Origin of the sequence: Mesorhizobium sp. AR02, assembly GCF_024746835.1 — a bacterium.
Classification (GTDB): Bacteria; Pseudomonadota; Alphaproteobacteria; order Rhizobiales; family Rhizobiaceae; genus Mesorhizobium.
In genome coordinates this window covers 5,955,093-5,972,545 of record NZ_CP080531.1, presented here as the reverse complement: position 1 = coordinate 5,972,545, position 17,453 = coordinate 5,955,093, and the positions used below count along the sequence as shown (strand labels likewise).

The 17,453-nt window shown below is 64.2% G+C and carries 15 protein-coding genes; 10 read left to right on the top strand and 5 right to left on the bottom strand.

Going from position 1 to position 17,453, the window contains the following annotated elements; translation table 11 throughout:
• Positions 1-2 precede the first annotated feature (2 nt).
• The 3 genes from DBIPINDM_RS33110 to DBIPINDM_RS33100 are packed head-to-tail and all read left to right on the top strand — an operon-like array spanning position 3 to position 3,869.
• Complete coding sequence (locus DBIPINDM_RS33110) at positions 3-299, top strand: sarcosine oxidase subunit delta (protein ID WP_224689726.1); 297 nt, start codon at positions 3-5, stop codon at positions 297-299.
• Positions 296-3,289 carry a sarcosine oxidase subunit alpha gene (locus tag DBIPINDM_RS33105; RefSeq protein WP_258583140.1) on the top strand — a complete coding sequence of 998 codons (2,994 nt, stop codon included), beginning with the start codon at positions 296-298 and terminating at the stop codon, positions 3,287-3,289. The genes DBIPINDM_RS33110 and DBIPINDM_RS33105 overlap by 4 nt, the downstream gene beginning before the upstream one ends.
• A complete protein-coding gene (locus DBIPINDM_RS33100; RefSeq protein ID WP_258583139.1) occupies positions 3,282-3,869 on the top strand; it encodes a sarcosine oxidase subunit gamma in 588 nt (195 codons plus the stop codon). Before DBIPINDM_RS33105 ends, DBIPINDM_RS33100 begins: the two co-directional genes overlap by 8 nt.
• 123 nt (positions 3,870-3,992) lie before the next feature.
• On the opposite strand, the gene DBIPINDM_RS33095 is transcribed toward DBIPINDM_RS33100, so the two are convergent.
• Positions 3,993-4,403: a VOC family protein gene (locus DBIPINDM_RS33095; RefSeq protein ID WP_258583138.1), complete on the bottom strand. Its 411-nt coding sequence runs from the start codon at positions 4,401-4,403 to the stop codon at positions 3,993-3,995.
• Positions 4,400-4,912 (bottom strand): DMT family transporter, encoded by a 513-nt coding sequence (locus tag DBIPINDM_RS33090; protein ID WP_258583137.1) that lies wholly within the window; start codon positions 4,910-4,912, stop codon positions 4,400-4,402. Before DBIPINDM_RS33090 ends, DBIPINDM_RS33095 begins: the two co-directional genes overlap by 4 nt.
• 86 nt (positions 4,913-4,998) lie before the next feature.
• On the opposite strand from DBIPINDM_RS33090, the gene DBIPINDM_RS33085 reads away from it, so the two are divergent.
• Together DBIPINDM_RS33085 and DBIPINDM_RS33080 are read left to right on the top strand one after the other, a co-directional pair.
• A complete protein-coding gene (locus tag DBIPINDM_RS33085) occupies positions 4,999-5,895 on the top strand; it encodes a LysR family transcriptional regulator (RefSeq protein ID WP_258583136.1) in 897 nt (298 codons plus the stop codon).
• Positions 5,896-6,059: 164 nt separating this feature from the next.
• Positions 6,060-7,502, top strand: a complete 1,443-nt coding sequence (locus DBIPINDM_RS33080; protein WP_258583135.1) for an MFS transporter — start codon at positions 6,060-6,062, stop codon at positions 7,500-7,502.
• A 98-nt stretch (positions 7,503-7,600) separates the two neighbouring features.
• Here the strand turns inward: DBIPINDM_RS33080 and DBIPINDM_RS33075 are convergent, their stop codons facing one another.
• Complete coding sequence (locus tag DBIPINDM_RS33075; RefSeq protein ID WP_258583134.1) at positions 7,601-8,305, bottom strand: nitroreductase; 705 nt, start codon at positions 8,303-8,305, stop codon at positions 7,601-7,603.
• 180 nt (positions 8,306-8,485) lie between these two features.
• Here DBIPINDM_RS33075 and DBIPINDM_RS33070 point away from each other — a divergent pair, with 180 nt between their 5' ends.
• Genes DBIPINDM_RS33070 through DBIPINDM_RS33050 form a run of 5 tightly spaced genes read left to right on the top strand, consistent with a single transcriptional unit; the run spans position 8,486 to position 16,074 of the window.
• The gene (locus DBIPINDM_RS33070; RefSeq protein ID WP_416361726.1) at positions 8,486-9,073 is read left to right on the top strand and encodes a helix-turn-helix domain-containing protein; all 588 of its coding nucleotides are present in this window, start codon (positions 8,486-8,488) and stop codon (positions 9,071-9,073) included.
• 21 nt (positions 9,074-9,094) lie between these two features.
• The gene (locus DBIPINDM_RS33065) at positions 9,095-11,548 is read left to right on the top strand and encodes a GcvT family protein (RefSeq protein ID WP_258583132.1); all 2,454 of its coding nucleotides are present in this window, start codon (positions 9,095-9,097) and stop codon (positions 11,546-11,548) included.
• A complete protein-coding gene (locus DBIPINDM_RS33060) occupies positions 11,545-12,450 on the top strand; it encodes a homocysteine S-methyltransferase family protein (RefSeq protein ID WP_258583131.1) in 906 nt (301 codons plus the stop codon). Before DBIPINDM_RS33065 ends, DBIPINDM_RS33060 begins: the two co-directional genes overlap by 4 nt.
• Positions 12,443-13,624, top strand: coding sequence for a pyridoxal phosphate-dependent aminotransferase (locus DBIPINDM_RS33055; RefSeq protein WP_258583130.1), 1,182 nt, complete (start codon positions 12,443-12,445; stop codon positions 13,622-13,624). Before DBIPINDM_RS33060 ends, DBIPINDM_RS33055 begins: the two co-directional genes overlap by 8 nt.
• Positions 13,621-16,074 (top strand): GcvT family protein, encoded by a 2,454-nt coding sequence (locus DBIPINDM_RS33050; RefSeq protein ID WP_258583129.1) that lies wholly within the window; start codon positions 13,621-13,623, stop codon positions 16,072-16,074. Before DBIPINDM_RS33055 ends, DBIPINDM_RS33050 begins: the two co-directional genes overlap by 4 nt.
• Before the next feature lie 146 nt (positions 16,075-16,220).
• On the opposite strand, the gene DBIPINDM_RS33045 is transcribed toward DBIPINDM_RS33050, so the two are convergent.
• Together DBIPINDM_RS33045 and DBIPINDM_RS33040 are read right to left on the bottom strand one after the other, a co-directional pair.
• Positions 16,221-16,808, bottom strand: a complete 588-nt coding sequence (locus DBIPINDM_RS33045) for an NAD(P)H-dependent oxidoreductase (RefSeq protein ID WP_258583128.1) — start codon at positions 16,806-16,808, stop codon at positions 16,221-16,223.
• Entirely contained in the window at positions 16,808-17,389 is a 582-nt protein-coding gene (locus tag DBIPINDM_RS33040; protein ID WP_258583127.1) for an NAD(P)H-dependent oxidoreductase, read from the bottom strand. Before DBIPINDM_RS33040 ends, DBIPINDM_RS33045 begins: the two co-directional genes overlap by 1 nt.
• Positions 17,390-17,453 lie beyond the last annotated feature (64 nt).

The following is a 17,453-nucleotide window of genomic DNA, read 5'->3' as shown; positions in this document are numbered from 1 at the left end:
CGATGCTCATCACTTGCCCCTATTGCGGCCCGCGCGACGTCATCGAGTTCACCTATCAAGGTGACGGCAATCGTGAGCGGCCTGACCCGGCCTCGCAGAATTTCGAGGCATGGAACGCCTATGTCTATGACCGGTTGAACCCGGCCGGCGACCACAATGAGATCTGGCAGCATTCCGGCGGTTGCCGCGCGCATCTCAGGGTCGTGCGCAACACACTGACGCATGAGATTTCCAGCGTCGCCTTCGTGCGCGGCGATCATGGCTCGGCCGCGCGCCGCAAGGCGGAGGACAAGGCATGAGCCCGCGCCGCACCGACACTGGCGGCCGCATCGACCGGCTGAAGACCATCCGCTTCACTTTCGACGGCGTTGCCTATACTGGCCATGCCGGCGACACGCTGGCCTCCGCGCTGCTGGCCAAGGGCGTCACGCTTTTCGGGCGCTCGTTCAAATACCACCGTCCGCGCGGCCTGCTCACCGCCGGAGTCGAGGAGCCGAATGCGCTGGTGACGGTGCTGAAGGGCGAGGTGCGCGAGCCCAACATTCCGGCGACCATGGTCGAGATCCATGACGGGCTGGTCGCCATCAGCCAGAACCGCTTTCCTTCGCTCGCCTGGGACATCCATGCCGTCAACCAGCTCGGCGGCAAGATCCTGTCGGCCGGCTTTTACTACAAGACCTTCATGGGACCGGTGGTCGGCCCGCTGAAGGGCACGCGTTTCTGGATGTTCTGCGAGCATTTCATCCGCCGTGCCGCCGGCCTCGGCAGCGCCGGATCGGCGAAGGACCCTGCCCGCTACGAGCGCATGAACGCCTTTTGCGACGTGCTGGTGGTCGGCTCCGGCCCGGCCGGCCTGATGGCCGCCAAGGCCGCCGCCGATCAGGGCGCACGCATCATGCTGGCCGATCTCGAACCGCGTTTCGGCGGCTCGACCCATTGGTCCGACGAAACCATCGATGGCGCACCGGCCGCCGACTGGGCGCGCCGCACGGTTACCCAACTCGAAGGCCGCGACAATGTCCGGCTTCTGCCGCGCACCACGGTGTGGGGTTATTACGACAACAACACGCTTGCCGCGCTCGAACGGGTCAGCGACCACAAGGAGCAGCCTGCCAAGGGCGAGCCGCGCCATCGCTATTGGGCAATCCGCGCCAGATCCGTGGTGCTGGCCACCGGCGCCTTCGAACGGCCATTGGTTTTCCCGGGCAATGACCGGCCGGGCGTGATGCTGGCGCATGCCGCCGAGCGCTATGCCAATGAGTTCGGCGTGCTGCCGGGCGAGCGGATCGCGCTGTTCACCAACAATGACAGCGCCTACCGCGCGGCTGTCGCCCTGAAGAAGGCAGGCGCCGCGATCGTTGCCATCGCCGACGTCAGGTCCGAACTTTCGCCAGAAATGCGCAAGCTGGCGACGGAAGCCGAGGCCGAGATCTTTGCCGGCCACGCCGTCGTCGCCACCGAGGGCGGCAAGGCGCTCTCCGGCATCAAGGTCCAGCGTTTCGACATGGTCACCGGTGCGCTGAGCGGCGATGAACGAAGCATCCATGCCGACTGCCTGCTGATGTCGGGCGGCTGGTCGCCGACCATCCATCTCGCCAGCCAGGCCGGCGCCAAAGCGGAATGGAATGCCGCGCGACAGGCCTTTTTGCCGCCGAAGCCGACGCAGCAATGGATCGGAGCCGGCGCCTTCACCGGCAGTTTTTCCACCGCCGAGGCGATCGCCGAAGGCCGCGCCGCCGGCTTGGCGGCCGCTGGTGGAACCAGCACGCCGGCGGCATTGCCCGCGGTCGAAGCCGTACCCGGCGACCCCGATCCGGCTCCTGTCTTCGAGATCAGGGCCAAGGGTAAGAGCTTCGTCGACTTCCAGCACGATGTCACGGCGGAGGATGTCCGCCTGGCGCATCGCGAAGGCTTTGTCTCGGTCGAGCATCTGAAGCGCTACACCACGCTTGGCATGGCGACCGACCAGGGCAAGAGCTCCAATGTCCCCGGCCTCGCCATCATGGCGGAAGCGCTGGGCAAGCCGATCCCCGAAGTCGGCACGACGCGCTTCCGGCCACCCTTCGCGCCGGTGTCGATCGGCTCGCTGGCGGCGGAGCGCTTTGGCGACCTCAGGCCGGAACGGCTGACGCCGATGCATGACTGGCACCTCGCCAATGGCGCGACAATGTATTCCGCCGGCCTCTGGTATCGGCCGATGATCTACGGGCTTTCAGGCGAGACGGTCGAGCAGGCCTATGTGCGCGAAGCCAAGGCGACGCGCGAAAGCGCGGGGATTGTCGATGTCTCGACGCTCGGCAAGATTGCCGTGCAAGGCCCCGACGCCGCCGCATTCCTCGACCGCGTCTACACCAACATGTTTTCGACGTTGGCCGTCGGCAAGGCCCGCTACGGGCTGATGCTGCGCGAGGACGGCTTCGCCTTCGATGACGGCACCACCTGGCGGCTTGGCGAACAGGATTTCCTGATGACCACCACGACGGCCAATGCCGGCAAGGTGATGCAGCATCTGGAATATTTCCTCGACGTCATCTGGCCGGAGCTGAAAGTCCACGTCACCTCGATGACCGATGAATGGGCGGGTGCCGCGATCGGCGGGCCGAAGGCCAGGCAGATCCTCGCGGCCTGCGTCACCGGCACCGCGGTCGACAACGCCACCTTGCCCTTCATGGGCATCGTGCGTGGCGAGATCGCTGGTGTACCGGTGATGATCTGCCGGCTTTCCTTCTCCGGCGAAATGGCCTTCGAGGTCTATTCCGGCGCCGGCCATGGCACCCATGTCTGGGAAGCTTTGATTGAAGCCGGCAAGCCGTTCGGACTGGTCACCTACGGGCTCGAGGCGCTGGGCACGATGCGCATCGAAAAGGGCCATGTCACCGGCGCCGAGATCGACGGCCGCACCACGGCGCGCGACCTGCATCTCGACTGGATGCTGTCGAAGAAGAAGCCCTTCATCGGCTCGGCGATGATGGATCGCGAAGGCCTGATCGCGTCCGACCGCCTGGAACTGGTCGGCCTGATCGCGCTCGACAACCGGCCGCTCAATGGCGGCGCGCACATTGTCGAAGAGCTTGACGAGGCCAATCCGCACGGCTCGATCGGCCACATCACCGCCTGCTGCTATTCGCCGGCGCTCGGCAAGCATATCGCGCTGGCGCTGGTCGAGGGCGGCAAGGCCAGGCACGGCACGCGCGCCCATGTCTCGGATCCCTTGCGCAACCGCTTCGGGCCGGTCGAAATCGTCTCCAACCATTTCTACGATCCGGAAGGGACCCGCATGCATGGTTGAGCGCCAATCCCCGCTTGAGTCGGAGTTTCACATCGGCTCGCACGGCAATTTCGAGCATGGTGTCGAAATCATCCTCACCGAAACGCGGCCGGGCTCGATCGTGCAGCTCGCCGCCTGGCCGGGCGAGGAGAAGACGCTGATATCAGCCATCCGCACCGTCACCGGTCTGGCGCTCCCCGACGGCGCCGGCGGCGGCTTGAGCGACGGCGTGAAATCTGTGTTCGGCTTTGCGCCGGGAAAGTTCACCGTGGCCGACGAGGCCGAAGGGCTGGCCGCTTCCTTTGCCAAGGCGGTGACGCCTTCTATCGGCACGGTGACGGACCTGTCGCATGGCCGCACCGCCATCCGCATCGCCGGGCCGAAGGCCGAATGGGTGCTGGCGAAATTCTTCGCCATCGACTTCGCGTTGCCGGCCTTCCCGATCGGCGCCGGCCGCTCGACCACCCATCACGATGTCTTCGCCCAGATCCAGCGCACCGGCGCCGACCAGTTCGACATCTACGTCTTCCGCTCCTTCGCGCGTTCGTTCTGGAAGGCGCTTTGCCATGCCAGCGAGGAAGTCGGCTACGAAGTGCAATAGGCCCACCTCGCCCGGTGCCGGCTAGAGCAATTCCAGGAAAAGTGTGAAACGGTTTTCCGTCCGGAATTGCGTCAAAACAAACAGTTAGAGCAGTTCGCAGTTTCCGTGAAACGGTGAATTGCTCTAAGGCTGCTGCGCGACGGCGTGCCAGTCGGCGTTCTGCAGGACAACGCGATAGCCGTCGCAATCCTCGAAGGTGACGCCCTGCCTGTCCCAATAGGGATTGAAGGACGGTACCGTGGCATAGCCGTGTTCCTTCATGCGCCGGATGGCCGCTTCCCAGGCGCCACGATCCGGTATGTAGAAGACGACCAGATTGTCTGCTGTAGGCGCCCTGCCGGCATCGTGACCATGGGCGTGGGTGAATTCGAAATGATAGGCGTCGCCGGGCTGCCCGAGCATGACGCCGTCGAAGCCATCGTGGTCGCTGAAGCGAAACAGCTCCTGGAGACCGAGACCATCCCGGTAGAAGTGGATGACCGCCGCCAGGTCGTTCGTCGGCCGCGCCACACGCAGCACCAGGTGAGGTTTCATTTGCGGTCTCCTTTTTGGGTCGGATTGAAGTCGAGTTGGGTTGCCTGCGGTACAATCGTGCTTGCCCATTGCGTCACGACCAGCCCGCCGATGATCAGCGCAAGTCCGGCGAAACGAGCGACGGTCACCGGCCGATGGGCAAAGCCCATCAAGGCGAAATGATCGATGAGCAGCGACGCGACCATCTGGCCGGCGATGACGGCAACGATGAAGCTCGCAGCACCGAGTTTCGGCGCCAGAAGCAGCGCGGCGGTGATGTAGGCCACGCCTGCCGCGCCGCCGATCCAGATCCACCATGGACCTTTGAGTGCCAATCCGACGGCAGGAACCGGCAGCCTGAAGCCGATCATGACCGGGACGATCAGCACGACGCTGACCCCCAGCGAAACGAAGGTTGCCCAGAGCGGATGACCGAGAAGGCGGCCAAGCATGGCGTTCGCCCCTGCCTGGAAGGGGACGATGGCCCCGGCCAGCAAGGCAGCGACCAGAAAGGAAAAGGTGCTGGGCATGAGATAGTCTCCATATCGATCATGCCGAATTAGACCATCAGCTTTGCGTATGGAAATTCGATTGCCGCACGCATAGTATGCATGAGATGAATAATCTTGCTGGTATCGATCTGAACCTGCTCGTCGTGCTGGAGGCCTTGCTGGCCGAACGCCACGTCTCGCGGGCTGCAATCCGGCTGAACAAGAGCCAGCCCGCAGTGAGCCATGCGCTGGCCAGGCTGCGCCACCTCCTCGATGACCCGCTGCTGGTCAGGCGGCAAGGTGGCCTCGAGCCGACGGCGCGCGCGATGGAAATCGCTCCGGCGCTCACCGAGGCGCTCGATCGCACGCGGCACCTTCTGGCGCCGGCTGGCTTCGACCCGGCGACAGAGCGCCGGACGTTTCGGCTTGCCATGTCGGACTATGGCGCGGCGGTCATCCTGCCGGCCCTGCTGCCGCTCATGCGGGCGCAGGCACCGCAGGTCGACCTCGTGGTCAGCCAGGCGAGCCGCGAGGTGATGGTTTCGCAAATCATCGACGGCGAGATCGATCTTGCCTTTGGCGTCTTTCCCGGCCTGGATCGATCCGTGCGCTCACATCGGCTGTTCGACGAGCGCTTTTCCTGTCTTGCCGACGCGGCAAGCCTTGGTGGCAGACAGACGATGGATCTGGCGACTTATCTCGAGCGGCCGCACGCGCTGGTCGATTTGCGGCCCGAGCGTCAGAGCGAGGTCGACAAGGCCCTGGCCGAAATGGGTCGCAAGCGGCGGCTATGCCTTGTCATCCCGCATTGGGGCGTGGCGCCGCGCCTGATCGCCGGCACCGACCTGGTGCTTACCGTCGCCCGCCGGATCCTGCCGGCGCCGGACACCCGGCTTTGCGTCTTCACCCCACCTTTCGAAATTCCGGCCTTTCAGTTCACGCAGATCTGGCACAAGCGGCGGGATGGCGACCCTGCGCACCAATGGCTGCGGTCGCAGCTTCAGCATCTGCTTGACGGTTGAGTGGCCAAACGACGGAAAGCATTTCTGGCCTCAATGCCGGCCGGTTCTGCCGCTAGAGAATCGCGCCGCGGGCGGCCATGGTGGAAAATATGGCCGCCCAATCGGCCTAAGGGGTGAAAAATCCCGTCTCAGACTCGGCACATTCGTTTGGTTCGAACATCCCCATGACCGCAGAAATATCCGCCGGCGCCACGGATCGCGCCGATGTGTCGGCGAGAGCCTTGCTCCTGCTGCCGCTGACGGTCGCCTGTGGCGTGTTCATGACCAGCCTCGACCAGAACGTCGTGGTGACGGCGCTGCCCGGCATCGGTGAAAGCCTCGCCCGCCCGCCGAGCCAGCTCGGCCTTCTGATCACCGTCTATGTCGCCAGCCTGATCATCTCGATGCCGCTCGGCGGCTGGGCCGCCGACCGCTTCGGCCTGCGCAACGTCTACTGCTTTGCCTTGCTGGTGTTCGCCGGCTCGTCGGCGCTCTGCGGATTGTCCGACAACATCTGGATGCTGGTCGGCGCCCGCGCACTGCAAGGCTTCGGCGGCGCTCTGATGGGCACGCTCGGCCAGGTCGTGATCCTGTCGAGCTTTCCGCGCAACCGGACGCTGAAGGTCAACATGTATATCTCGGTGGCCAGCCAGACCGGGCCGCTGGTCGGGCCGCTCGTCGGCGGCGCGCTGACCACCTACATTTCCTGGCGCTGGATTTTCTTCATCAACGTGCCGTTCGCCCTGGCGGCGGCAATCCTTGCCGCCTCACTCTTCCCGACAGTGACCAAGCCCGCGCGCACGCGCTTCGATTTTCCAGGCTTCCTGCTGGTCGGCAGCGGCATGATCCTGCTTGTGTTCGGCATGGACTCCCTTGCCGCCAAAGACGCCGTCGGCGGCATAGTCGCCGGTGAACTGGCGCTGGCGGTCGTCATCCTGTCGATCGCCTCGCTCTACTGCCTGCGCGTGCCCAATCCCCTGCTCGACCTCAAGCTGCTGCGTATCCGCACTTTCCGCATCTCGTTTCTCACCGGCGGCGGGCTGGACACGATCGGCCTCAGTTCCGTCGCCTTCCTGTTGCCGCTGATGTTCCAGCTTGGTTTCGGCATGAGCGCGGTGCAGGCGGGATCGCTGACCTTCGTTGCCGCGCTCGGGTCGGTGATCATGCGGTTCTTCATGCCGCGCGTCCTCAACCGGTTCGGTTTCCGCCGCGTGCTGGTCTTCAACACGCCGTTCGTGGCCGCCATGGTTGCCGGCTTCGCCTTGATGCAGGCGACGACGCCGGTCTGGATCGTGCTTGGCTATATCTTCGTTTTCGGCGTCTTCCGTTCCATCCAATGGGCCTCGACCGGAAACCTCGCCTATTCCGACATCGCCCCCGAACAGCTCGCCCGCTTCAGTGCGCTCTATTACATCCTCTGGCAGCTGGCGGTGGCGGTCAGCGTCGGCCTTGCGGCGGCGATGCTGTCATTCCTGGCCGGCGGCGGCCCTGCCGTGACCAATGATTTCCGGATCCTGTTCGCGATCGAAGGTGTCATCACGCTCTGCGCGCTATCAGCCTATCTCAAGCTGACGCCGCAGGACGGCGCCCATGTCAGTGGCCATGGGATGCAGATGAATACCGAATAGCCAGCACGGTCCGCCAAGTCTTTTCGGCGGCCGCTCTAACTCTTTGTTTTGACGCAATTCCGGACGGAAAACCGTTTCACACTTTTCCTGGAATTGCTCTATTCGCTGAACGTCACCCACTCTTCAAGCGGCACACGGTCGGTGCGGAAGGCGTTTTCCGGCTTGGATGTGTCCTCATAGCCCAGCGCCATGCCGCAGACGACGATTTCCTCGTCGGGAATGTTGAGCACCGGCCGGATCTGCCGGTGATAGGGCGCGAAGGCGGCCTGCGGGCAAGTGTGCAGACCCCTGCCCCGCGCCGCGACCATGATGTTCTGCAGGAACATGCCGTAGTCGATCCACGAACCCTGGTTGAGGCGGCGGTCGATGGTGAAGATCATGCCGACCGGCGCGTCGAAGAAGACGAAGTTGCGGTCGTGCTGGGCACGCATCTTGTCGACCTCGCGGCGGCCGATGCCGAGCGCGCCATAAAGGCCGAAGCCATTGGCGCGGCGGCGGGTGAGATACGGTTCGAAGAACTGGGTCGGATAGTAGCGATACTCGTCCCAGTCGGCCTTTTCGGCGCGGATACCGGAATTCAGGATAGCATCCGACATCTGTTGCTTGGTCTCGCCCTTGGTGACGTAGACCCGCCATGGCTGCATGTTGGTGCCGGACGGAGCGCGCGCCGCAACCGCCAGAATGTCGCGGATGGTGTCGTCGTCGATCATATCGGGCAGAAATGCGCGCACCGAACGGCGCGACACGATCGCCTCGTCGACGATCTCGGCCTCATCCGCGATTCGAGCCTTCTTTTCCAGCATGGGCCGTCCCTTAGCCTTTGTGTCGATCGGACGTCCCCACTCGCCGCTCGCGGCGGAGCCTTTGCATGAACCGTCAAAATCCTGCAAGTAAATCTTGAACATCGGTGAAATTCTGCTTGATTTTTTCATGAGCTTGATTTCTCATGAAATTCGAATTGAAATTTTCATGAAGAGCGCGTTTTGCCCTCCACTACCGCACGAACATTACAGGGGCCTGACGAACGCGTGCTGGCCAGCGATATCAGGGCGCTGCGCCGGGCACGCGGGCTGACGCTGGCCGAGATCGCGCTGAAACTCGGCCGTTCGGTCGGCTGGGTCAGCCAGGTCGAGCGCGGCCTGTCGACGCCATCGCTCAGCGATCTCAGGGCCTTCGCCGACCTGTTCGGCGTACCGATCAGCCTGTTCTTCAGCCATGACGTACCGGTCGAGAGCGAGCGCGGCGTCGTGGTGCGGGCCGGCAGGCGCCGCACGCTTGGCACCAGCGAATCCGGCCTGGTGGAAGAACTTCTGTCGCCCGATCTCGGTGGTAGCTTCGAGATGGTGCGCTCGATCTTCGCGGCGGGCGCGGAGATGAAGACCGAGCAGCTGCGGCCGACCGAGGAAGCCGGCTATATCGCCTCGGGTATTTTCGAGATCGAGATAGCGGGCGTCTGGCACCGGCTCGGCGAAGGCGATTCCTTCCGCTTCGAAGGCAAGCCCTATCGCTGGCGCAATCCAGGCACCGAGCCGGCGGTCATCATCTGGGTGGTTTCACCACCGGTCTATTGAGTCAATTTCTGGGAGAAGAACATGGCGGGTTTGCCGAGCACGGCGCGCGTGGTGATCATCGGAGGTGGTGTTGTCGGCACCTCCTCGCTCTATCATCTTGCCAAGGCGGGCTGGACCGACTGCGTGCTCTTGGAAAAAAACGAGCTGACATCGGGCTCGACCTGGCATGCCGCCGGCAATGTGCCGACCTTCTCCTCGTCCTGGTCGCTGATGAACATGCAGCGCTATTCGACCGAGCTTTACCGCGGCCTCGCCGACGCGGTCGACTATCCCATGAACTACCACGTCACCGGCTCGCTGCGGCTCGCCCATTCCAAGGAGCGGATGCAGGAATTCCAGCGCGCCAAGGGCATGGGCCGCTATCAGGGCATGGACATCGACGTGGTCGGCGTCGACGAGATCAAGCGCCGCTATCCCTTCATCGAGACGCATGACCTGAAAGGCGCGCTCTATGACCCGAGCGACGGCGACATCGACCCGGCGCAGCTCACCCAGGCGCTGGCCAAGGGCGCGCGCGACATGGGCGCGAAAATCATCCGCTTCTGCCCGGTGTCAGGCGTTCGCCGCGAAAAGGACGAATGGGTGGTCACCACGCCGCAAGGCGAGATCCGCTGCGAGATCGTCGTCAACGCCGCTGGCTACCGTGCCGCCGAAGTCGGCAAGATGTTCGGCCGCGAGGTGCCGATGATGGTGATGAGCCACCAATATATCCTGTTCGAGAAGATCCCCGAGCTCGCCGCCTGGTCGAAGGAACAGGGCAAGAAACTACCGCTGCTGCGCGACGTCGATACGTCCTATTATCTGCGCCAGGAAAAGGCCGGCATGAATCTCGGCCCCTATGAGCGCAATTGCCGGGCGCATTGGGCAACCCAAAACGATCCGATGCCGGAGGATTTTTCCTTCCAGCTCTTCCCCGACGATCTCGACCGGCTGGAACATTACCTGGCCGATGCCGTCGCCCGCGTGCCGATCCTGGGCACCGCCGGCCTGTCCAAGGTTATCAACGGACCGATCCCCTATGCGCCGGACGGCAATCCGCTGATCGGCCCGATGCCCGGCGTGCCCAATGCCTTCGAGGCCTGCGTCTTCACCTTCGGCATCGCCCAGGGCGGTGGCGCCGGCAAGGTGCTGGCGGAATGGATCACGCAAGGCCACACGGAATGGGACATGTGGTCCTGCGATCCGCGCCGCTTCACGTCCTTTGCCTCGGCGCCCGACTATTGCGTCGCCAAGGGCATGGAAATCTACGGCAACGAATACGCCATCCAGTTCCCGCGCCATGCCTGGCCTGAAGGGCGTGACCGCAAACTGTCGCCGATCCATGACCGCATCAAGGCGTTCGGTGGCCGCTTCGATGCCTACAATGGCTGGGAGCGCGCCACCTGGTACGCGAAGGACGGCGACGACATTTCCGAGGAAGCGACGCTGACCTTCCGCCGCAACGGGCCCTGGCAGCATCGCGTCCGCGAGGAGTGCCTGGCGGTGCGCGACGCCGCCGGCATCCTCGACCTGCCGGGTTTCTCGCGCTTCAACCTCGAAGGCCCCGGTGCCGCCGAATGGCTGAGCCTGCAGGTCACCGGCCTGGTGCCGAAGCCCGGCCGCATCGGCCTCGTCTATTTCGCCGACGACAAGGGCCGCATCGTCACAGAAATGTCCGTCGTGCGCCACGACGAGAATGTGATGACGCTGATCACTGCCGCGGTCGCGCAATGGCACGATTTCGAGTGGCTGAAATCGCGCATGCCCAAGGACGCACCATTCAAGCTGATCGACCGGACAGAGGAATTCTCCACCCAGATCCTTGCTGGCCCCAACTCACGAAAAATCCTCGCCGATGTCTGCGACGCCGACCTCTCCTTGCCGTGGCTGACGCATCAGGAAACGAAGATCGCCGGCCGCTGGGCCAAGCTGGTGCGTGTCTCCTTCGCCGGCGAGCTCGGCTGGGAAATCCACACCAGGGTTGACGATACCGCCGCCATCTTCGATGCCATCTGCGCGGCAGGACAAAAGCATGGCCTGAAACCGTTCGGCATGTATGCGTTGGATTCGTTGCGGCTCGAAAAAGGCTACCGCACCTGGAAGGGCGATCTGTCGACCGACTATTCCATCCTGCAGGGCGGGCTCGAGCGCTTCGTCAAATGGGAAAAGCCCGACTTCCGTGGCAAGGCCGCACTTCAGAACGAAAAGCAGCAAGGCGTGAAGAAGCGCTTCGTCACGCTGGTCGTCGAAAACCCCGGCGATTGCGACGCGCCCTACATGTCGACGCTTTGGCATGGCGGCCAGATCGTCGGCGAGACCACATCAGGCGGCTGGGGCCATCGCATCGACAAGTCGATCGCGCTCGGCATGCTGCGCGTGGATTTGACCGAGCCGGGCACCTCCGTCGAGGTCGAAATCTTCGGCGACCGTTTCCAGGCGGTGGTGCAGAAGGATGAGCCGCTCTGGGATCCCAGGAACGAGAGGCTGCGCGCATGAAGAAAGTCATCCTCACCGATGGCGGCATGGGCCAGGAACTGGTCCGCCGCAGCAAGTCCGAGCCGACGCCGTTGTGGTCGGCCAGGGTGCTGATCGATGAACCGGATCTGGTGCGCGACCTGCATGCCGAATTCATCCGTGCCGGCGCGCGCGTCATCACCATCAACACCTATTCCGCGACACCCGAACGCCTGGCGCGCGAGGGCGCCGAGGACCTGTTCAAGCCGTTGCAGAAGCGTGGCATCGAACTGGCCAGGCAAGCTCGCGACGAAGCCGGCGACGCGGCGATCGCCGGCTGCCTGTCGCCGCTTTTCGGCAGCTACGCCCCGGCGCTGACCATCTCTTACCAGGAGACGCTCGACATCTACCGCCGCATCGTTGCCGAGCAGGCGGACGGTGTCGATCTCTTCCTCTGCGAAACCATGGCGTCGGCCGATGAGGCGCGCGCGGCCGTCACCGCGGCATCGGAAAGTGGCAAGCCGGTCTGGGTGTCGTGGACGCTCGCCGATCACGGCGCACCGCGGCTGCGCAGCGGCGAAACAATAGCCGCCGCGGCCAGCGCGCTCGATGGCCTGCCGATAGCGGCGCGGCTGCTCAACTGCTGCCGGCCGGAAGCGATCGCCGCCGCCTTGCCTGAACTGATCGATCTCGGCGGCCCGGTCGGCGCCTATGCCAATGGCTTCACCTCCACTGAGGCGCTCAAGCACGGCGGTACCGTCGATGTGCTGCACGCCCGCCACGACCTCGGCCCGGACGCCTATGCCGAGCAGGCGATCGGCTGGGTGGAGGCAGGTGCCGACATCGTCGGCGGCTGCTGCGAAGTCGGACCGCCGCATATCGCTGCGCTGCGCGACCGGCTCGAACAGGCCGGCTATGAGATTTCGGGAGATATACATGCCTAGACCATCGTCTCGCATTTCCGGCATCGTCCCGTCGGGCAAGGATGGCTGGGAAGTCCACTCGGCCGCCTGGGCTCGCAAGGCGGCCGGCGAGGACATCATCATGCTGTCGGTCGGCGACCATGATTTCGACACGCCCTCGCAAACGATCGAGGCCTGCGTGGCCGCGGTTCGCGGCAGCAATCACCACTACACGCCGTTGCCCGGCCTGCCGCGCCTGCGTCAGGCGATGGCGGTCGCATCGAGCGCCTGCACCGGCGTCGAGACGACGCCGGATCAGGTGATCGCCACGCCCGGCGGCCAGGCCGCACTCTACGCGGCCGTGCAGGCCGTGCTCGACCAGGGCGACCACGCCATCGTCGTTGCCCCCTACTACGCTACATATCCCAACACGTTCAGCGCTGCAGGTGCCAGTTTCACCGTGGTAGAGACGCCGGCAGAGGATGGATTCCAGCCGCACGCCGACATGATCCGCGCTGCACTCAAGCCCAACACACGCGCCATCCTGATCAACACGCCGAACAACCCGACCGGTGCGGTCTATTCGCGCGAGCGGCTCGAACAGCTGGCCGAAATCTGCCGCGAGCATGACCTCTGGTTGCTGTCGGACGAAGTCTACTGGACGCTGGGCGGCGGCGAGCACGTCTCGCCGCGCTCGCTGCCCGGCATGGCCGAGCGCACGCTGGTCATCAATTCCATGTCCAAGAGCCATGGCATGACCGGCTGGCGCATGGGCTGGCTGACCGGTCCTGAGGCGATGATCACGCTGCTGATCAATCTCAATCTGGTGACGACCTACGGCCTGCCGGCCTTCATCTCGGTCGCCTGCGCGGAGGCGCTTGAGAACCATTACGGCGTCAAGGACATCGCCGAGCGCTACGCGGCGCGCCGCACCGTCTTCCTCGATGCCGTGCGCGGCATGAACGATGTCAGCGTGCGCGGCTCCGAAGGCGGCATGTATGTCATGCTCGACATATCTGCGGTCGAACCCGACGACGAGAAATTCGCCTTCGCCTTCCTCGACAAGGAGAATGTCGGCGTGATGCCCGGCTCCAGCTTCGGCGAAGCCGCCGCCGGCCACATCCGCATCAGCCTCTGCCAACCGCAGCCGATTCTCCAAGAAGCAGCACTTCGACTGCGCCGTTTTGCTTCCACCTATCGCCGCGAGGCCGCATGAGCGCCCCCAAGACCATCCCCACCAAAGCAAGGGCCGTCATCATCGGCGGCGGTGTCTCCGGCTGTTCGGTCGCCTATCACCTGGCCAAGCTCGGCTGGACCGACATCGTGCTTCTGGAACGCAAGCAGCTGACCTCGGGCACGACATGGCATGCCGCCGGCCTGATCGGCCAGCTGCGCGGCTCGCAGAATATGACGCGGCTGGCGAAATATTCGGCCGATCTCTACGTCAAGCTGGAAGCCGAGACCGAGGTCGGCACCGGCATGCGCCAGGTCGGCTCGATCACCGTTGCGCTCACCGAGGAGCGCAAGCACGAGATCTACCGGCAGGCGTCGCTCGCCCGCGCCTTCGATGTCGACGTGCGCGAGATTTCTCCCAACGAAGTCAAAGAGATGTATCCGCATCTCAACGTCTCCGACGTCGTCGGCGCCGTGCATCTGCCGCTCGACGGCCAGTGCGACCCGGCCAACATCGCCATGGCGCTGGCCAAGGGTGCGCGCCAGCGCGGCGCCACCATCGTTGAGAATGTGAAGGTCACCAGGGTCCATACCAGGAACGGCCGCGTCACCGGCGTATCCTGGGCACAGGGCGAGGACCAAGGCACCATCGAGGCCGACATCGTCGTCAACTGCGCCGGCATGTGGGCGCGCGAACTGGGCGCCCAGAACGGCGTCACCATCCCGCTGCACGCCTGCGAGCATTTCTATCTCGTCACCGAGCCGATCCCCGGCCTCTCCCGCCTGCCGGTGCTGCGCGTACCCGACGAGTGCGCCTACTACAAGGAAGACGCCGGCAAGATGATGCTTGGCGCCTTCGAGCCGGTGGCCAAGCCATGGGGCATGGACGGCATCCGCGAGGATTTCTGCTTCGACCAATTGCCCGAGGATATGGATCATTTCGAGCCGATCCTCGAAATGGGCGTCAACCGCATGCCGATGCTGGCCACCGCCGGCATCCACACCTTCTTCAATGGCCCCGAAAGCTTTACACCCGACGACCGCTACTATCTCGGCGAAGCGCCGGAATTGTCCGGCTACTGGATGGCGACCGGCTACAATTCGATCGGCATCGTCTCCTCCGGCGGCGCTGGCATGGCGCTGGCGCAATGGATCAACGATGGCGAAGCGCCCTTCGACCTCTGGGAAGTCGACATCCGCCGCGCCCAGCCGTTCCAGAAAAACCGCCGTTATCTCAAGGAGCGCGTCTCCGAAACGCTCGGCCTGCTCTATGCCGACCATTTCCCCTATCGCCAGATGGCTACGTCTAGAAATGTTCGCCGCTCGCCTTTGCATGAGCACCTGAAGGCGCGTGGCGCCGTGTTCGGCGAGGTCGCTGGCTGGGAGCGCGCCAACTGGTTCGCCCGCGAGGGACAGGAGCGCGAATACCGCTATTCCTGGAAGCGGCAGAACTGGTTCGACAACCAGCGCGAGGAGCACCTGGCGGTCCGCAACAAGGTCGGCCTGTTCGACATGACCTCCTTCGGCAAGATCCGTGTCGAGGGCCGTGACGTCTGTGCCTTCCTGCAGAAGCTGTGCGCCAACGACATGGACGTGGCGCCGGGCAAGATCGTCTACACGCAGATGCTCAACCAGCGCGGCGGCATCGAGAGCGACCTCACCGTCTCGCGGCTGTCGGATACGGCCTACTTCCTCGTCGTGCCGGGTGCCACGCTGCAGCGCGACCTCGCCTGGCTGCGCCGCCATGTCGGCGAGGAATTCGTCGTCATCACAGATGTGACCGCCGCTGAAAGCGTGCTCTGCCTGATGGGGCCCGATGCGCGAAAGCTGATCCAGAAGGTCAGCCCGAACGACTTCTCCAATAAGAACAACCCGTTCGGCACGTTTCAGGAGATCGAGATCGGCATGGGCCTCGCCCGCGCCCACCGCGTCACCTATGTCGGCGAACTCGGCTGGGAGCTCTATGTCTCGACCGATCAGGCCGCCCATGTCTTCGAGGCGATCGACGAAGCCGGCGCGGATGTCGGGCTGAAACTCTGCGGCCTGCACACGCTGGATTCCTGCCGCATCGAAAAGGCCTTCCGGCATTTCGGCCATGACATCACCGACGAGGACAACGTGCTGGAGGCCGGTCTCGGCTTCGCGGTGAAGACGGCCAAGGGCGATTTTCTCGGCCGCGATGCGGTGTTGAAGAAGAAGGAAGCCGGATTGAGCCGCCGCCTGGTCCAGTTTCGCCTGAAGGACCCGCAACCCCTGCTCTTCCACAACGAAGCGATCCTGCGCGACGGCAAGATCGTCGGCCCGATCACCTCAGGCAATTACGGCCACCATCTCGGCGGCGCGATCGGGCTGGGCTATGTGCCGTGCCAAGGCGAGAGCGAGGCGGATGTGCTGACCTCATCCTACGAAATCGAGATCGCCGGCGAGCGGTTTGCGGCAGAGGCGTCGTTGAAGCCGATGTATGATCCGAAAGCGGAACGCACGAGGATGTAGCGCGGTCTTCCTTCGCCCCGTTTACGGGGAGAAGGTGGCCCGAAGGGCCGGATGAGGGGCGGCGCTGGCATTCGAAAGTTCGCGCTGCCCCTCATCTGCCTGCCGGCATCTTCTCCCCGTAGAACGGGGAGAAGGACGCTAATTCCTCAAAACCTTGCCAGCTTCGTCCGCACCTTTGCCAGAAACGCCGCCCTCGTTGCCGGCGTCGAGGCATCCATCAGATAATGCGCCAAGAAGAACGTCTTGCAGCGTCTCGCGCACAGCGCCCGCATGCCGCGCAGCAAGGTCTTGCGTCCGGGCTGGCCGACGACGACGCTCCACCAGGTCGGCGCGCCGCAGGTGGTGATGACGCCGACCTTGGTAACATGCGTCATCAGCGATTTGATCCGCCCCTTGCCCGCCGGCAGCTTGAAGGCGACGTCGGTCGCCCACACCCGGTCGAGCCAGCCCTTCAACATCGCCGGCAGCCCGTACCACCAGGTCGGATAGACGAACAGGATCGCCTCGGCCCAGTTGAGCAGTTCGAAATGCGGCTTCAGCGCCGGATCCCGTGGCGCCTGGTCATTGTAGCTGCGCCGCTCCTCGCAGCCCATCACCGGGTCGAATTTCTCGGCATAGAGATCGAGCAGCCGCACCTCCCAGCCCCTTGCCTTCAGCACATCCAGAGCGGTGTCGCGAATGGCGGCGCAAAAGCTTTCCGGCACCGGATGGCAATAAACCACGAGGACCCGCATCAGAACGCATCCATGCTCGCCGCAACCCTGGTCATGAACGATTTCCGCGTTTCGTCGGTCGACAGGTTCATTGCGTAGTGCGCGAGATAAGCCACCGGTGCGCCCGGCTTTACCGTGGCGCGCAGCATGCGCTTGATCAGTCTGCGCGGTGGATCACCCATCACAATGGCGCGGAACCGGCTGCCACCATAGGTGGTGACCGCCGCGATCTTCTTGATGTTGTGCAGCGACGGCTGCACCTTGCCGTCGACCAGCCTGAACGAAACGCCAGGCAGGAAGACGCGATCGAAAAAGCCTTTGAGGATCGCGGGAAAGCCGTAGTTCCAGACCGGATAGGAAAGCACCAGCGCCTCGGCCCGCAACAGGCGCTCGACATAAGGGGCAACTGGGTCTGCGGAGCCGCGCTGGTTGTGATAGTCCAGCCTCTCCTGGCGCGTCAGCCGCGGGTCGAAATCCTCGGCGTAGAGATCGCAGTCGTCGACCGTATGGCCCGCCGCCGTCAGCCGCTCGACGATCAACCGGTGCAGGCCGGCATTGAAGCTGGTCTCGACCGGATGGGCGTGGAGGACGAGGATGTTCACGGGAGGACGTCCCGCAGGTCAGCGCGAAGCACATCCCAGACGTCAGCGCGAGGCACCCCCCTCT

Excerpts from the sequence above, each read along its gene's own strand:
- DBIPINDM_RS33110 (WP_224689726.1), top strand. The coding sequence starts at position 3 with ATGCTCATCACTTGCCCCTATTGCGGCCCGCGCGACGTCATCGAGTTC.
- DBIPINDM_RS33105 (WP_258583140.1), top strand. The coding sequence starts at position 296 with ATGAGCCCGCGCCGCACCGACACTGGCGGCCGCATCGACCGGCTGAAG.
- DBIPINDM_RS33100 (WP_258583139.1), top strand. The coding sequence starts at position 3,282 with ATGGTTGAGCGCCAATCCCCGCTTGAGTCGGAGTTTCACATCGGCTCG.
- DBIPINDM_RS33095 (WP_258583138.1), bottom strand. The coding sequence starts at position 4,403 with ATGAAACCTCACCTGGTGCTGCGTGTGGCGCGGCCGACGAACGACCTG.
- DBIPINDM_RS33090 (WP_258583137.1), bottom strand. The coding sequence starts at position 4,912 with ATGCCCAGCACCTTTTCCTTTCTGGTCGCTGCCTTGCTGGCCGGGGCC.
- DBIPINDM_RS33085 (WP_258583136.1), top strand. The coding sequence starts at position 4,999 with ATGAATAATCTTGCTGGTATCGATCTGAACCTGCTCGTCGTGCTGGAG.
- DBIPINDM_RS33080 (WP_258583135.1), top strand. The coding sequence starts at position 6,060 with ATGACCGCAGAAATATCCGCCGGCGCCACGGATCGCGCCGATGTGTCG.
- DBIPINDM_RS33075 (WP_258583134.1), bottom strand. The coding sequence starts at position 8,305 with ATGCTGGAAAAGAAGGCTCGAATCGCGGATGAGGCCGAGATCGTCGAC.
- DBIPINDM_RS33065 (WP_258583132.1), top strand. The coding sequence starts at position 9,095 with ATGGCGGGTTTGCCGAGCACGGCGCGCGTGGTGATCATCGGAGGTGGT.
- DBIPINDM_RS33060 (WP_258583131.1), top strand. The coding sequence starts at position 11,545 with ATGAAGAAAGTCATCCTCACCGATGGCGGCATGGGCCAGGAACTGGTC.
- DBIPINDM_RS33055 (WP_258583130.1), top strand. The coding sequence starts at position 12,443 with ATGCCTAGACCATCGTCTCGCATTTCCGGCATCGTCCCGTCGGGCAAG.
- DBIPINDM_RS33050 (WP_258583129.1), top strand. The coding sequence starts at position 13,621 with ATGAGCGCCCCCAAGACCATCCCCACCAAAGCAAGGGCCGTCATCATC.
- DBIPINDM_RS33045 (WP_258583128.1), bottom strand. The coding sequence starts at position 16,808 with ATGCGGGTCCTCGTGGTTTATTGCCATCCGGTGCCGGAAAGCTTTTGC.